The sequence below is a fragment of the Paraburkholderia hiiakae genome (assembly GCF_904848665.1).
In the GTDB taxonomy this organism is placed as follows: domain Bacteria; phylum Pseudomonadota; class Gammaproteobacteria; order Burkholderiales; family Burkholderiaceae; genus Paraburkholderia; species Paraburkholderia hiiakae.
Genome location: NZ_CAJHCQ010000015.1, coordinates 62,714 through 78,250 on the forward strand (window position 1 = coordinate 62,714; position 15,537 = coordinate 78,250).

Annotated in this window: 12 protein-coding genes; 6 read left to right on the forward strand and 6 right to left on the reverse strand. The window is 66.2% G+C overall.

The genetic code is table 11. The features are described 5' to 3' along the window. Nucleotides 1–3: 3 nt before the first annotated feature. The gene (locus JMY28_RS25730; RefSeq protein WP_201698711.1) at nt 4–951 is read right to left on the reverse strand and encodes a phosphoribosyltransferase; all 948 of its coding nucleotides are present in this window, start codon (nt 949–951) and stop codon (nt 4–6) included. 295 nt (nt 952–1,246) lie between these two features. Between JMY28_RS25730 and JMY28_RS25735 the strand changes: the two genes are divergently transcribed. After that, entirely contained in the window at nt 1,247–1,786 is a 540-nt protein-coding gene (locus tag JMY28_RS25735; protein WP_201698712.1) for a molybdopterin-dependent oxidoreductase, read from the forward strand. A 10-nt stretch (nt 1,787–1,796) separates the two neighbouring features. Beyond that, nucleotides 1,797–3,701 (forward strand): ATP-binding response regulator, encoded by a 1,905-nt coding sequence (locus tag JMY28_RS25740; RefSeq protein ID WP_201698713.1) that lies wholly within the window; start codon nt 1,797–1,799, stop codon nt 3,699–3,701. A gap of 618 nt (nt 3,702–4,319) precedes the next feature. Here JMY28_RS25740 and JMY28_RS25745 read toward each other — a convergent pair. Further along, the gene (locus tag JMY28_RS25745; protein ID WP_201698714.1) at nt 4,320–5,174 is read right to left on the reverse strand and encodes a helix-turn-helix domain-containing protein; all 855 of its coding nucleotides are present in this window, start codon (nt 5,172–5,174) and stop codon (nt 4,320–4,322) included. Between the two features lie 323 nt (nt 5,175–5,497). Here JMY28_RS25745 and JMY28_RS25750 point away from each other — a divergent pair, with 323 nt between their 5' ends. Then, nucleotides 5,498–6,139, forward strand: coding sequence for a C39 family peptidase (locus JMY28_RS25750; protein ID WP_236597042.1), 642 nt, complete (start codon nt 5,498–5,500; stop codon nt 6,137–6,139). Nucleotides 6,140–6,152: 13 nt separating this feature from the next. On the opposite strand, the gene JMY28_RS25755 is transcribed toward JMY28_RS25750, so the two are convergent. Both JMY28_RS25755 and JMY28_RS25760 read right to left on the reverse strand, forming a co-directional pair. Next, entirely contained in the window at nt 6,153–7,115 is a 963-nt protein-coding gene (locus JMY28_RS25755) for a LysR family transcriptional regulator (protein ID WP_201698715.1), read from the reverse strand. Nucleotides 7,116–7,410: 295 nt separating this feature from the next. Next, nucleotides 7,411–8,463 (reverse strand): NAD(P)-dependent alcohol dehydrogenase, encoded by a 1,053-nt coding sequence (locus tag JMY28_RS25760; protein ID WP_201698716.1) that lies wholly within the window; start codon nt 8,461–8,463, stop codon nt 7,411–7,413. Nucleotides 8,464–8,654: 191 nt separating this feature from the next. On the opposite strand from JMY28_RS25760, the gene JMY28_RS25765 reads away from it, so the two are divergent. The 3 genes from JMY28_RS25765 (at nt 8,655) to JMY28_RS25775 (ending at nt 12,901) form a co-directional block, all read left to right on the forward strand. Continuing rightward, complete coding sequence (locus tag JMY28_RS25765) at nt 8,655–9,635, forward strand: AraC family transcriptional regulator (RefSeq protein WP_201698717.1); 981 nt, start codon at nt 8,655–8,657, stop codon at nt 9,633–9,635. A 67-nt stretch (nt 9,636–9,702) separates the two neighbouring features. Then, nucleotides 9,703–10,635 (forward strand): 2-hydroxyacid dehydrogenase, encoded by a 933-nt coding sequence (locus tag JMY28_RS25770; RefSeq protein ID WP_201698718.1) that lies wholly within the window; start codon nt 9,703–9,705, stop codon nt 10,633–10,635. Nucleotides 10,636–10,858: 223 nt separating this feature from the next. Further along, nucleotides 10,859–12,901 carry an EAL domain-containing protein gene (locus JMY28_RS25775; protein WP_201698719.1) on the forward strand — a complete coding sequence of 681 codons (2,043 nt, stop codon included), beginning with the start codon at nt 10,859–10,861 and terminating at the stop codon, nt 12,899–12,901. A gap of 9 nt (nt 12,902–12,910) precedes the next feature. On the opposite strand, the gene JMY28_RS25780 is transcribed toward JMY28_RS25775, so the two are convergent. Both JMY28_RS25780 and JMY28_RS25785 read right to left on the reverse strand, forming a co-directional pair. Continuing rightward, complete coding sequence (locus tag JMY28_RS25780; protein ID WP_201698720.1) at nt 12,911–14,227, reverse strand: MFS transporter; 1,317 nt, start codon at nt 14,225–14,227, stop codon at nt 12,911–12,913. 67 nt (nt 14,228–14,294) lie between these two features. After that, the gene (locus JMY28_RS25785) at nt 14,295–15,527 is read right to left on the reverse strand and encodes a CaiB/BaiF CoA transferase family protein (RefSeq protein ID WP_201698721.1); all 1,233 of its coding nucleotides are present in this window, start codon (nt 15,525–15,527) and stop codon (nt 14,295–14,297) included. Nucleotides 15,528–15,537 lie beyond the last annotated feature (10 nt).

Below are 15,537 nucleotides of genomic sequence, written 5' to 3' on the forward strand. Positions count from 1 at the left end.
CGCTCAGCTCCAGGCCGAGGCGCCGATCAGCGTGCCCGTGCGCGCCTGGGCGTTCCACCAGATCACGCGCAAAAGCGGCGCGCTCTGGGCGATCAGGATGGCCTGCACCGGATCGCTCTCGATGAAGTGCGTGACGCCGCTGCGGATGGCCGCGGCGGCCTTGTGCGCAGCCACGGCGGCGGCCGTGTCGTCGTGCTCGTCCGGCGTGCGCATGATCAGTTCGAGGTGCCCGAAGCCGTGGCGCCCGAGCCACGCGAGCGTGCGCTCGCGGTCGATCTCCGGACGCCCCGTGATGATCGCGCGCGTGCGCTTCAAGTCGATGCCGGGCAGGCGCTCGAACGGCACCAGCTCATCGCGCTCGGCGAGCGCGGCGACGAGATCTTCGTCGTAGCGTGCGACCGGAATGTCGGGGAGCAGGACGCCGTCGAGGTCGATCGCGTAGACGGCGTACTCGTGGTCGTCGGCCATGCGTGTGCCATCGCCGTCGCCGTCGCGAATCCAGTCGGCGCGATAGCGGTCCGTGTACGCCTGGCGCTCCCATGGGAAGAGCGCGAAATAGCCGCTTGCATCGATCGAATAATCGGGGCGCAAACGGCTGAGGTCGTCATAGGCGCCGGTGAGCGTGCGCACGACGAGCCCGTGCTCGCTCAGAAATGCGATGCAGTCCACGAGCGTATGGCCGCGCCCTGCGATGTCCTCGCACAGCAGCACTTTCGAGCCCGGCTCGGGCAGCGGCAACGTCGAGTCCCAGCGCACTTCGCGGGTGGTGCGGTCATAGCGCAGGAAAGCGACACCCGCACCCGTTGCGTGCGAAACCATCAGCGCGAGCGGCGCGCCGCCGCGCAAAATGCCGACCACCAGGTCGAATTCCTCCGCGATCAGCGCCGGTTGCAGCGACTCGACCCAGTGATCGAGCTGTTCGTAGGTGAGCGGAACGACAGGTTTATCCATGGGTTGAAATGAGTGACGAAGCGCGTGCCAGGCAAATGCGCGGCAAATGGGCAACACGCGTTTCCGATAGCGGTGTACGAGAAAAAGACGGCTATTGTGAGTGCAATGTTTGACGATATTATGCCTATGCTCACCAGCGCCTGCTGGCATGGCGGGTGGAGGAAGCAGGAACGCGCGGGAAAAGGCAGAAGCAGGCAGAAACAGCAGCGGCAAAACGCGGCGTGGCGCCGCGCAAAGACACACGACAACGACGCGAATCATCGCGCGAAAGGGCTCGGGCAAGATGTGGCATTGGATGGGATGGCCAGGCTGGCGGCGCTGGGCCGCCGTGGCGGGGTTCGCGCTCGCGGGCGCGCTGCTGTCGTTCGTGCAGCTTGCACACGCTGCGCAGGCGGCGGTTCCTGCGGGTTCGCTCTCGCTCGACGTCGATGGCGAGGTGCGCGTGACCAACGACGTGGCGCATACGGCGTATCACTTTACTGAGGCGCAACTGCTCGCGCTGCCCGCGCATTCGATCACGACGGCCACGACCTGGACGCCGCGCTCGACCTTCACGGGCCCACTGCTCTCGGACGTGCTCAAGGCCGTGGGCGCCTACGGCAGCGAGATCGAGATCCACACGCTCGACGACTACACCTGCGTCGTGCCCGTTGCCGACGCCGCGCGCTATGGCGTGGTGGTGGCCTACGCGATGAACGGCCAGCGCCTGAAAGTGAGCAATTTCGGCCCGTTGTTCCTGATCTATCCACGCGACCAGCATCCGCTCGAGCTCGACGGCGCGGCCGGCGATGCGAAGTTCGCGTGGCAGATCAAGTCAATGACGATCAAGCGGTGACTAGCGGGTGATGCAACGACCTTTGCGACGCCTGCTGCAGGCGATCATCTGGATGGCGGCGCTTGCGCCGCCCGTGGTGGCGGTCGGCTATCTGCTTTATGCGAACCTGCTCAATCCGCAGGTCGTGCAGCGCATCACCGGCAATTACGACGGCCTGTACTGGGACGCCGCGCAGCTCCAGATCGCCTACGCGCGGTTCGAGAGCCAGTTGCTGATGTTCGCGGACGGCATCGACCGCGATCTCGACAAGGTGCGGCTGCGCTACGAGGTGTTGCAGTCGAAGCTCAACGTGATGAAGGGCTCGACGCTTTCGCTCGACTCCACGCCCGGTTTGAAGCGGCGTCAGGACGCCGATCTCGCCATTCTGGCCGCGACCATCTCCCCATTCGAGGCCGAAATCGCGACGCTCGCGGACAACCCTGAACGCGCGGTGCCGATGCTCATGGCGCTCGACCTGCACTGGACCCAGGTGACCGACCTGGCGCTGAACCGGCGTTTCGCCGACGTGACCGAGCGCGAGGCGATCCGGCACGACTTCATCGCGAAGCGCCGCGAACTGTTCGCGTCGGGGCTCGTGCTGCTCGTGCTTTCGGCGGCGGCGGGTGTGCTGCTCGTGATGAACGGCTACCGGCGCACGCGCCTGTTGCACCAGCAGCACGCGGCGCTCGAAGCCGAGCACCAGGCGAGCCGCGCCGCGCGCGAGGCGAGCATGGCGAAGGACGCTTTCCTCGGCATGATCAGCCACGAACTGCGCACGCCGCTGCACGCAATCGTCTCGTCGATCGAACTGCTTGGCTTCAATTCGCATTCGGAAGCCGACCGCAAGGTGATCCACCGCCTCGAAACCGCCGCACGCCAGCTCGAAGCGCAGATGAAGGATCTCACCGACTACGCGCGCCTCGGCGCGGGCAAGCTCGAATTGCGTCAGGAAGAGTTCGAGCCGCGCGAACTGCTGCAGTCGATCGTCGACGAAAACGAGCAGGCCGCGCACGCGCGCGGGCTCGAGTTCGAGCACGCGTGGGTGGGACCGCAGCGGCTCGTGGTGGCCGATCCGCATCGCATCCGCCAGATCGCCAGCAACCTCGTCACGAACGCCATCCGCTACACGGAGCGTGGCAAGGTGCGGCTCGAATTCTGGCTGCAGGCGCCCGCACGGGTCGCGCGGCCCTTGAGCGGCGATGAAGGCGGCTTGCGGCCGGCTGGCGGCGACACGCTCGTGATCGTTGTCGGCGACACGGGGCCGGGTGTGGCGGCGGATCAGATTCCACTCATCTTCAAGGAGTTCACGCAACTCGACACGTCGCGCTCGCGGCGCTACGAGGGCGCGGGTATGGGGCTCGCGATCGTGCGGGGCCTTGTCGAGCTGTTTGGCGGCACGATCGAGACGCAAAGCCGCGTGGGCAAGGGCACGACCTTCACCGTACGCATTCCCGTCACGCCGGTTGAGCCGCCGGCGCTCGCGGCCGTGGCCGAAGCGGCGCCGCCCGCGCGGTCGCTGCCGCAGGTGCTCGTCGTCGACGACAACCCGCTCGTGCGCGATTCGCTATGCGAGATGGTCGCGCACATGGGCTACCGCGCGCTCGCGGCCGGCGACGCCGATAGCGCGCTTGCGCTGCTCGAGCGCGAGGCGTGCGATGTGGTGCTGCTCGACCTGCACATGCCGGGCCGCGACGGGTACGACTTCGTGGCGGGGCTCGAAACCGCGCAGGACGTGCTCGCGCAGCCGCGAGTGATTGCGGTGAGCGCCGATGTGGCGGGGATCGCGGCGCTTGTGGACCATGTGGGCCATGGCGGCAAATCCCTTGGCGGAGAGGGCGCGTCGCCGTTCTTCGACTGGCTCACGAAGCCGGTGCATTACGAAGTGCTGCGCGTGGCGTTGCAGCGGGCGCTGAGCGTGCCGCGTGCTGCTGCTTGAATCGCGTGCCTCTTGGCGCTTTGGCCTTTCCTTGATTTCGCGTCGGTATGCATGCGTTGCCCCTGTGCGGGGCGGCACCTACTTTTCTTTGCAGCGGCAAAGAAAAGTAGGCAAAAGAAAGCCGCTCAAACCGCCAGCGCCTGCCACAGTTCACCTCTGGCCGTACATGCCCGTGGCTCCGGAGCGTCTGTCACCACTCGCCCACAACCGGAGTGACAAGGCGCTCATCCTTCCGGCGGCGCTACGCGCCCCGAAGGGTATAACCCAAAACCGTTCGGGCGCATGACCTCTCGCTAATGCCCGTTCGTACCATTTGGTTTCCCTTGCAGACCCAGCCGCTGCGCGCGTAGCGAGCCGCGGGATGAATGAGCCCTTTGTCACTAAGTTCGGTGGTGCGAGGCGACAGACGCTCCGGAGCCACTAACTGTGGTGGCGCGAGATGAACCGTGGCCGGCATTGGCGGTGTGAGCGGCTTTCTTTTGCCTACTTTTCTTTGCCGCTGCAAAGAAAAGTAGGTGCCGCCCCGCACAGGGGCAACGCATGCATACCGACGCGAAATCAAGGAAAGGCCAAAGCGCCAAGGAACAGCAACAAAAAAGCCCAACGCCGAGCAGGCACTCAACCCCGATTAAGCCGCTTCGAAAGATCGGCAACGAGAATCGCCATGCGCGCCGGTTTTTCGTAGCAAGCCACGTTGTAGTGCCGCACGACCTGGCTGATCTCCGACTCGCTGGCCTTGCCGGTCAGCAGTTCGCCGGTGAGCACGAAGATGGGCGCATCGGGGTTCTCGGAGGCGCGCACGCTGCGGATTGCCTCGGCGGCGGTCTGGCTGCCGAACAGCCAGTCGATCACCACGCCGTCGAACACGTTGTTTTCGAGCGCTTCGTTGAATGCCACGAGGCCGTAGAGCGCGAGCGCCGCGTAGCCGCTGTGCTCGAGGTAGTCGCGCAGGTTGTCGGCGGAGGACTGGTCGTCGTCCACGACAGCGATGAGCGGCTTGTCGGACTCGGCGCGGCGCGGGTAGATCTCGATCTTGTGGACTTCGCGCGCGTTCTGGTAGAGCGCGCCGTCCGGGCGCACGACGCGCCACTGGCCCTGCTTTTCGTAGGCAACGAAGTCGGGGCGGCTGCCCGCCTCGACCGGCGCGCCGATCCACGCGGTGCACGGCAGCTCGGCCGCGCTCACGCAAAGCATCGCGTCTTGAGCGCTCGCCCCGACCATGCCGGGGTCGAGCAACTGCGCGCCGAACAACTGCCCCGCGGGTTCGCCGAACGCTTCAGCCACTTTCTTGATCTGCGCGAGCGTCCACGGGCTGTTGCCGCGCAGCTTGCGGTGCCCCTGTGAAAAGCTCAGGTCAAGAATCCGGCACAGCTCGGTCGTTTGCTGACGCTTGCCGATACCGTGACGGCTCATCAGCTCGCGTACGCGCTCCGCGACCGAGGCCGAGTCGGTTGTGTATGCAACGTTCGACATACTGCTCAAAAGGGGGATTCGTAGATTCAGTTTCTGATGGATATGCCGTGGCGCCGTGAGGCCAGTATGACTGGACTTCGCGCGGGCTGCACACGGGAGCACGATATTCTAAACGCATCAAATGCCAAACGACGGCGCTATTTTAGCTAAATGTAAGTCGGCGCCGAATAACGAGAATGTAAGCGTATATTCGGCTCCGTTTTCACGGGGCTTACGTTATTCGCGTACATTGCGGAGGCAGCGCTTGCCTGAGAAGATGCACGATTTTGAAGGTCGGGCGCTCGCGCGCGGCCAATCAACCTTACTGCGGCGAGGGGTATCGTTTGAACGATGTGCGCAACGGCGGGACATGGCGGCATGAAGGCGTGCCGTATTACAGCCAGTGGGGCAGCGCCGACTGGGTGGCGCCCATCGTCGAGCGCGGCGCCGACCCATGCGGGGACCCGCACTGGCGCGCGAGCGGCTTTACGCAGGCCGACGCTTATCGCTTCTGGGCCAAGCGTCTGTGCGGCCTGACATGCCTCGAATCGGCACTCGACTATTGGGGCGTCGCGCATGCGCCGCGCGCGCAGTTGCTCGAAGAGGCGTTGCGGCACGGCGTCTATCGCGTGCGTGAAGATGGCGGCGTGGACGGGTTGATCTACCGCCCGTTCGCCGGGTGGGTTCAAGCCGCGTTCGGCGTGCACGTGGAAGTGATGACCGACGAGGGCATCGAGGCGAGCGCCGCGCGCATCGATGCCGATACGCTCGCCATCGTCTCCGTGAGTCCCGAGATCCGCTACCCCGAGCGGGTGAATCCTGGCCAGGGCGGCCACCTGATTCTGCTGCACGGACGCGGCGACGGCGGCGTGTGGTTCCACAATCCCTCGGGCATCGCGCCATATCAGGCGGATGCCTGGCTGCCCTACGAGACGGTCGCGCGTTTTCACGCGCGGCGGGGCATGGCGCTCACCCGGCCGCGCTGAAAGCGCGCTTGCCTCAGGCCGGGGCCGGCTGCAGGCCGCCCAATAACTGCCGCACGCGCGAGAGATCGCGATTGATCGCGCACGCGTCCTCGAACAGCTCAGCGAGCCAGTCGACGAACACGCGCACGCGCGGCGACACCTGGCGCGACTTCACGAACGCAACCGATACCGGTGTTGGCAGCGGCTTCCACTGCAGCAGCACCTCTCGCAGCGCACCGCTGTCCAGGTACCGCTGCGCCGCGAGCAGCGGCGGCTGGATGAGGCCATAGCCTTGCAGGCCGCAGGTGAGGTAGGCGAACTCGTCGGAGACGTGCACGAAGCCGTCCACCTTCACCTTGGTCGGGCTGCCATCCACCTCGAAGTCGAACTCGAACGGTCGGCCCGTGAGCGGCGAGAGGAAGTTGACGACCGGATGCTGCGCGAGATCGTCGAGCGTGTGCGGCGCGCCGTGCCGCTCGAGGTACGCCGGGCTCGCGCAAGTCACGTGTTCGAGCACGCCGAGGCGCCGCGCCGCGAGCCCCGAGTCGGGCAGCTCGCCCAACTGGATGCTGCAATCCACGCCTTCGCCGACGAGATCGACGTTGCGCAGGCTCACGCCAATCACGAGGTCGATCTGCGGGTAGCGCGCGTGGAAGTCGTCGAGCGCGGGCAGCACGATCGCGTTGGCAATCAGGCCCGGCATCTCCACGCGCAACCGGCCGCCGATCGCGCCAGGTGACTGGCGCACGCTCGCTTCGGCATCGTCGATGTCGGCGAGAATCTGCGCGGCGCGCTCGTAGTACGCAGCGCCTTCGGGCGTGAGCGAAAGACGCCGCGTGGTGCGCACGAGCAATTGCGTGCCGAGCAGCGATTCGAGGTTTTGCATCAGCGTGGTGGCGCTGGCGCGCGGCATATCGAGTGACTGCGCGGCTTTGGTGAAACTATTGGTGTCGACGATGCGCACGAAGGTGCGCATCGCCTGGATGCGGTCGATCACGGGCGAGCTCCTGACGATGGGCTTGAGGCTTGAACGAAATCCGCGCTGCTGCAGCAAACAGGTGAGCCGCGTAGCGATGAATGCGCTTCGCGGCGCCGGCGTCTCGCGGAAAGCGACGCTCAGCGGTTAAACAGCGGTGACGATCGGATGGCGGCGCATGCGGGCGCCGGCTCGACTACGGGAGGCCAAAAAGGAAGGCCTCGAAGGGGAAGGGCTGGCGGGCCATCCGGAACGGATGGCCCGGCGGGGCAGGGTGTTACGTCGGAATACGCGTTGCGGCTTGCTTGCCTGTTACTTACTTGCGCAGCGAATCGAGGTCGATCACGAAGCGGTACTTCACATCGCTCTTGAGCATGCGCTCATAGGCGTTGTTGATGTCCTGCATCTTGATCATTTCGATATCGGACGTAATGCCATGCTTGCCGCAGAAGTCCAGCATTTCCTGGGTTTCTGCAATGCCGCCGATCAGCGAGCCCGCGAGACGGCGGCGCTTCATGATCAGGTTGAACACTTGCGGCGACGGGTGATCGTGCTCGGGCGCGCCCACCAGCGTCATCGTGCCGTCACGGCGCAGCAGCTCGATGAACGGGTTGAGGTCGTGCTGCGCGGCCACGGTGTTCACGATCAGGTCGAAGCTGTTGATGTGCGCCTTCATCTGCTCCGGGTCTTTCGAGATCACGACTTCGTCCGCGCCAAGGCGCTTGCCGTCTTCGATCTTCGAGGGCGACGTGGTGAACAGCACCACATGCGCGCCCATGGCATGCGCGAGCTTCACGCCCATATGGCCGAGGCCGCCGAGACCCACGATGCCGACCTTCTTGCCGGGGCCCGCGCCCCACGTGCGCAGCGGCGAGTACGTCGTGATGCCCGCGCACAGGAGCGGGGCGACTGCGGCCAGTTCGAGGTTTTCGGGCACACGCAGCACAAAGGCTTCGTCCACCACGAGCTGCGTGGAGTAGCCGCCGAAGGTCACGTCGCCGCTCACGCGGTCGGTGCCGTTATAGGTGCCGACGAAGCCGTTCTCGCAATACTGTTCGAGGCCTTCGGCACAGCTCGGGCAGGTGCGGCACGAGTCGACGAGACAGCCGACGCCGACGAGTTCGCCCACCTTGTACTTCGTGACGCCTTTGCCGGTTTCGGCCACGCGCCCGACGATCTCATGCCCCGGCACGACCGGGTAGATCGTGTTGCGCCATTCGTCGCGCGCCTGGTGCAGGTCGGAGTGGCACACGCCGCAGAACAGCACGTCGATACGGACGTCGAGTTCGCGCAGGTCGCGGCGCTGGAATTCGAACGCGGCGAGCGGCGACGCGGCGTCGCGGGCGGCATATCCGTAAGTTGGGTACATGGGTTTCCTCTCCTCTGGTGCGTGGGTGTTGCGGCAGGGTTCCCATCGTAAGGATCGGGGCCCACCCAGGGAATACCTGAAGCTATCGAAGACTTGCCTGATTCTCCTGGCGCGCAGCACATCCGCGGGTTCGGTGATAGATTGGCAAGCCTGTTTCTCTGCCTGACTTCATCTTTTGGGGCACAACCGATATGGGCTACGTCAAAACCCTCGCGGCGGCGGCCATCGCGCCGGCGGCCGCCACGCAGGCGCGCACGGTCGACCTGCTCATGCAACTCACGCAGCGCGACGGCGTGCATGCCACGCCGGTCGAAGGCGTGCGGCTCTACCGCGGCAGCGAAAGCCATCCGCGTCAGCCGGTCATGTACGAACCGAGCATCTTCATCGTCTGCCAGGGGCGCAAACGTGGCTTTCTCGGCGACCAGGTCTTCATCTACGATGCGCAGCAATATCTGGTCCTCTCGGTGCCGATGCCGTTCGAATGCGAAACCGAGGCGAGCCCGGAGAAGCCGATTCTCGCCATCTCTATCCGCGTCGATCTCACGACCGTCGCCGAGCTGCTCATGGCGCTCGACGACCCGCGCCGCGCCGTGTCCGAACCCTCGGGCATTTACGCCACGCCGCTCGACGCCACGCTCTCGAACGCCGTGCTGCGCCTGCTCGAAGCGCTCGCGCAGCCACACGAGGCGCGCATTCTCGGGCCTTCGATCGTCCGCGAGATCTGCTACCGCGTGCTCATGGGCGAGCAGGGCGACGCGATTCGCGCGGCGCTCACGCATCAGCACCACTTCGGGCGTATTGCGAAGGCGCTGCGGCGCATTCACACGGACTACCGCGGCGACCTCGACGTCGAAACGCTGGCCTCCGAGGCGGGCATGAGCCTGGCCGTCTTCCATGCGCACTTCAAGGCCGTCACATCGACGTCGCCCATGCAGTACGTGAAGACCACGCGCTTGCATCATGCGCGCCTCTTGATCACGCACGACGGCCTGACCGTGAGCGCCGCGGCCACGCGCGTGGGGTATGAAAGCGCGTCGCAGTTCAGCCGCGAATTCAAGCGCCTGTTCGGCATGAGTCCCGCCGACCAGATGCGCCGCGCGCGCGACGCCGCAGCCGCCGCGGCCGCGCCGCGCGTGGAGGTCTTGCCGCCGCGCTACGTGACGGCCGTGTGACGACTGCGCGCGGGCGCTTCGGCATTCGATTCGCACATCGAAACAACGACGGAAGGATGACACGACGATGAAGCCATGCCTGCTGGTCCTGATTCCGCTTGCCGATGAAGACCTCGCCGGGTTCGGCGAAACATTCGATGTGATCTACGCGCCCGACGCCGATGCACGCGCCAAAGCGGTCGCGCAGCACGGCAAGGACGTGCGCGTGGTGCTCACGAACGGCACGACGGGCCTCACCGCCGACGAAATCGACCGCATGCCCGCGCTCGAACTGGCGGGCGCGCTTGGCGCGGGCTACGAAAACATCGCGCTGGACCACGCGCGCGAGCGTGGCATCGCGCTGTGCAACGGCGCTGGCGTCAATGCCGACTGCGTGGCCGACCACGCGCTCGCGCTGCTGCTCGCTGCCGTGCGCGCAGTGCCGCAGTTCGACGCCGCCTGTCGCGCCGGAGTCTGGCGCGACGCGCTGCCCATGCGCCCCACGGTCACGGGGCGGCGGCTCGGCATTGTCGGCTACGGGCACATCGGCGAAAAGGTCGCGCGGCGCGCGGCGGGCTTTAGCATGGAACTCGGCTATCACAACCGCAAGCCGCGCGAAGGCGCTCAGGCGCGTTACTTCGAGAGCGTGATGGCGCTCGCGCAATGGAGCGACTTTCTCGTGATCGCGACGCCGGGTGGCGCGCAAACGAAGCATCTGATCGACCGCGCCGTGATCGATGCGCTGGGACCGCAAGGTTTTCTCGTCAACGTTTCGCGCGGCAGCGTGGTCGATACGGCTGCGCTTGCCCTCGCGCTGAAGGCGGGCACGCTGGGCGGCGCGGGGCTCGACGTCTATGAGGGCGAGCCGCAGCCGCCCGTTGCGCTCATCGGACTGGACAACATCGTGCTCACGCCGCACATGGCTGGCACGTCGCCCGATGTGCGCGCCGCCACGGTGCGCCACTTCGCCGGGAACGCGGCGCGGCACTTCGCGGGCGAGGCGCTGCTCACGCCGCTTTGAAGGTCGTTTTACGCGCCTGCCTGCGCTGCCATATCTCTGCTACAGCGGTCTGGCACCGCACGCGGACGCCGACGGCGCATGACGTATCATGGCTTCTGTGCGAGCCAGAATCGCTGATCGAGCGGCCGCTAGTAACCACAACGGCCATGAATCTGGCGTGACACCCTGCCCGTTTTGCACATCTGGGCCGTGACGCCAGAGCGGTGATATCGAAGGCTCAAAAATGAAAACGCTGATCGGCGCGCTGCACGAGCACGCGGCCCACGTGGTGAACCGCTTCTACGAGGAGCTGGGCCGCCTGCCCAAATCCCGCCGCATCCTCGAAATGCTTTCGGGTGCGGAACTCGCGCACCTGAAGGCGCGCCAGGTCCAGAATCTCCTTGCCCTCGCCAACCTTGGCCTCACCGCGCGCGAACACGAGGAGATGGCGCTGCGCATTGGCCGCATTCACGCCATTGTCGGGCTCGACAAGGAAGAGCTCGTGCGCAGCCGCGGCATTCTGCAGGAGCTGATCTACGCGGACATTGGCCGCACCGTGAGCACGCAGCAGCTTTCGCTCTATGCGCGCCGCCTGACTTCCGACCTCGCGTGGCAACTCAAGGCGTATCAGGCTGTGCAGGATTCGCAGCAGGAGGCGCTGTTGCACATCACGCGTCTTGTGTGGGAAGCGGGCAGCTACACGAATTTCATCGATCAGGTGATTGCCGCGCTGGCGGCGCACGACGAGGTGAGCGCCTGCGCGATCGGCCGTCCCGACGAAGCGGGCCTGTTTCACTTCGAGGCCGGCGCGGGCGGCAAGACGGAAGGTGGCATGCTTCACGTGCTCGCCGGGCACGATCAGGAAATCAGCGTGCGCGCCGATCATCCGCAAGGGCAGGGCGCCATTGGGCGCGCGTGGCGCAGCGGCAAGCCCGAGCGCGTGGTCAACTACCAGACCGATCCGCTCGTTGTGGCGTGGCGCGATCTCGCGGCGCGCGAAGGCGTGCGCTCTTCGGTGGCGATTCCGCTGGCCGCGCCCGGGCAGCCGCCGCTTGCCGTGCTGTGTTTGTATAGCGCGTTTCCGGGCGGCTTCGTCGGGCCCGATCAGGTGGCTTTCGTCGATTTGCTGCAAACGTTGCTCGGTTGCGCGGCGACGCGCATAGCCGGCCACGACGGCCTGAGCGCCGCGGTGCCGGTGAGCGTGCGCCAGCAGTGGGCGGCGCTCGTGCGCACCGGCGCGCTGGAAATGCACTACCAGCCGCTGCTCAGCCTCGCAACGGGCAAGGCGACCAAGGTCGAGGCGCTGGCGCGCCTGCGCGACGGCGAGCGCCTGCTCGTCCCTGACGTGTTTCTCTCGGCGCTCTCTTCCGACGATCTGCTCGCACTCTTCGCGCGCGGCATCGATCAGGCGCTCGCCGACCGCGAACGCTGGTACGCCGAAGGCCGCGACCTGGATGTCTCGATCAACCTGCCGCCTGCGGCGCTCAACGACATCCGCTATTTCGAAGCCACCCGCACGGCGCTCGCCGCGCACCGGTGCCCGGCTGCACGCCTCACGCTCGAAGTTCTGGAAAACGAATCACTCTCGCTAAGCCAGGGGCAGCGCGCCATTCTCGCGAAGTTCCGTGAGCTAGGCGTGCTGCTCGCGCAGGACGATCTCGGCGCCGGGCATAGCGGCCTCACGCGCCTGCGTGAATTGCCGTTCGACTGGATCAAGCTCGACCGCGAAATGGTGCAGGTGAGCGGCGGCGACGCACTCAATACGCTGCGCGTGATCTACCAGTTGACGCGTCTCGGGCATTCGCTAGGCAGGCTCGTGCTCGCCGAAGGCATCGACACGCTCGACCTGCTGCATGCGCTCGCCATTCTCGGCGTTGATGGCGCGCAGGGCTATGTCATTGGCAAGCCGATGGAAGGCGCTCGCCTCATCGAATGGCTCGACACGACGCCGGCCTTCGCCGCGACCTCAGCGAGCGGCGCAGGAACGCAAAGCCTGCTTGCGCGGCTTGCTCGCTTCGTGATCTGGGAAGAGCGCATGCTCATGATCGCGGCCGTGCCCGAAGCGGCACAAGGTCTGCTGCGCGCGTTGACGCGCGAAGAGGGCGAGGGCGTCAGCGCACCGCTCGCTCAGGCGCTGGCGGGCTTCGGCGACATTCTGCCTGCGGGCGCGCAACGCGACGCGTTGCATCGGGAGGTGGTCGGCGCGCTGTTGACTGAAGGCCCGAACAGCGAAGCGTGGCGCGTTGCGCTGAACGGGCTGATTGAGGCCATTGCGGCGGCCGTGTAGCGCAGAGCGTTAGTCCTGCAACGCGAGCGCCACATCGCTCTGCGTGGCGGCAGACTGCTTGCGCTGCAGCACCGCGATGCACACGAGCGAAATGGCAGCGAGCGCGCTGTAGAACAGCGCCAGCGGCCACCACTGACCCGGATAGTCATGTGCGAGCAGCGTGCCGACGAGCGGCGTGAGACCGCCCGCGAGCGCCGCGCAAGATTGGTAGGATACCGAAATAGCTGAGTAGCGCACGCGCACAGGGAACGCATTCGTCATGAAACCCGCCATCACCGCGTACGAGCTGCACATGCACATGACCGCAATCGCAATGCCAGCCACGATCGCGACAGGCCGGCCGGTGGAAACGAGCACGAACATCGGGTAAGGCGAAATCATGGCCAGCGCCGCAGCCAGTACGAGGAAGCGCCCGGCGCCCACGCGCTGCGCAAACCAGCCGGAAAAGAGCTGCGTAAAAAGCTGGATGAACGCGACGACGAACAGGCAGTCGAGAATCAGGGCGCGGTCGAGCCCGAGCGTTTGAGTCGTGTAGTTCAGCATGAAGGTGTTGACGAACCACGCGCCCGCCACGCCGATCACGTTCGCGCCGAGGCACAGCAGCACCGTGCGCCACGAATCGCGCAGCACTTCGACGATCGGCATCGCGGCGGTGCGGCGCTGCGTCCTGATCGTCTCGAATTCCGGCGATTCGCCCACGCCCGATCGAATCAGCAGACCCACCACGAGCAGCACCGCGCTCGCGATGAATGGCAAACGCCAGCCCCAGGAAAAGAGCGCGTCGTGGTCGAGACGCGCGACGCTGCGAAACGCCAGCAGCGCCAGAATCAACCCGGCCGGGCTGCCGAGTTGCGCAAACGAGGCGAGAAACGTGCGCTTTTCCCTGGGCGCATGCTCGCCCGCCATGAGCACCGCGCCGCCCCATTCGCCGCCAATCGCAATGCCCTGCGCCACGCGCAGCAGCACGAGCAGCGCCGGGGCGAGCGCGCCGGCGCTCGCATAGGTCGGCAAAAAGCCGATGCCCACGGTGCCGACGCCCATGATCGACAGCGTGGCGACGAGCGCCTTCTTGCGGCCGATGCGGTCGCCCAGGTGCCCGAACACGAGCCCGCCGAAGGGGCGCGCGAAAAAGCCCACGGCGAAGGTGCCGAAAGAGGCGAGCGTGCTGTAAAACGGCTCGTGGGAGGGGAAGAACAGCTTGCCGAAGATGAGCGCCGAAGCGGTGGCGTAGATATAAAAGTCGTACCACTCGATGGTGGTGCCGACGAAGGCGGCGAGCGCGGCGCGGGCGGGCTGGCGCGCAGGTTTACCGTTGGGGCGGGTCATGCATGTCTCCTTGATCGGGATGAGCCGGCTCGGGCCGGTCTGTATTCCGTTGGGGTTGGATCGAACGCTAGGCGCTTACGGTCGTTTCGGGCTCCTTGACAATGCCGGCTTCGAAAAGCCGTTGCTGGGTCTCGGCGTCGATGCCGAGCGCGTCCATCACTGAGCGCGTATCGGCGCCGAGCGCGGGTGGGCGCGTGCGATAGGTGGGCGGCGTGCGCGAGAGCTTCACGGGCGCGCCCGTGCCGCGATAGCCTTCCATCTCGACGATCATGCGGCGGTGCTGCGTGTGCGGATGCGCGGCCACGGCGTCGACGGTCTGCACGGGACCGCACGGCACGCCGGCCCGGATCAGGGCACGCGCGAGCGGATCGCATTCGTGGGCTGCAAGCCGCGCTTCGAGCGCGGCCTTGAGTTCGGGCCGGTGCGCGCAGCGGCTGCGGTTGTCGGCGAAACGCGGGTCGACTGCGAGTTCGGGCACGCCCAGGTGCGCGCAGAGCTTCGCGAACTGGCGGTCGTTGCCCACCGCGAGGAAGATGGGCGCGCTGCCCGTGGCATAGCTGTCGTAGGGCGCGATGTTCGGGTGCGCATTGCCGCTGCGCTGCGGCGAGCGGCCATTGCCGAAATAGTTCGGCAGATGCGGATGCAGGAGCGACACGCCGCAATCGTAAAGCGCGATATCCACCGATTGTCCGAGGCCGCTCCTTTCACGCTCGGCAAGCGCGAGCAGAATGCCCGCGAGCGCGTTCAGGCCCGTGACCATGTCCACGATCGGCAGGCCGATACGCAGCGCGGGGCCGTCGTGCTCGCCGTTGACGCTCATGAGGCCCGCCATCGCCTGAATCACGGCGTCGTAGCCTGGCAGGCCGCCGAGCGGGCCGTCCGGGCCGAAGCCCGAAATCGCGCAATGAATCAAGCGAGGAAAGCGCGGGCGCAGATCGCGCTCGTAGTCCATGCCCCAGCGCGCGAGCGTGCCCGGCTTGAAGTTTTCGACCAGCACGTCCGCGCCTTCGAGCAGCTGCCAGAGAATCGCGCGGCCTTCTTCGCGCGAGAGATCGACGGCTATGCCCTGCTTGTTGCGGTTCACGCCCACGTAGTAAGACGCCGTATCGCCGACGAAGGGCGGACCCCAGCCGCGCGTTTCGTCGCCATCGGGCGGTTCGAGCTTGATGACTTCGGCGCCGTGGTCGGCGAGCGCCTGGGTGCAGTACGGACCGCCCAGCACGCGGCTCAGATCGATCACGCGCAGGCCATGCAGCGCGCCGTTCACCGTGATTGATTCGGCATCCTTTTTTGTGTTCATCGTGTGTCGT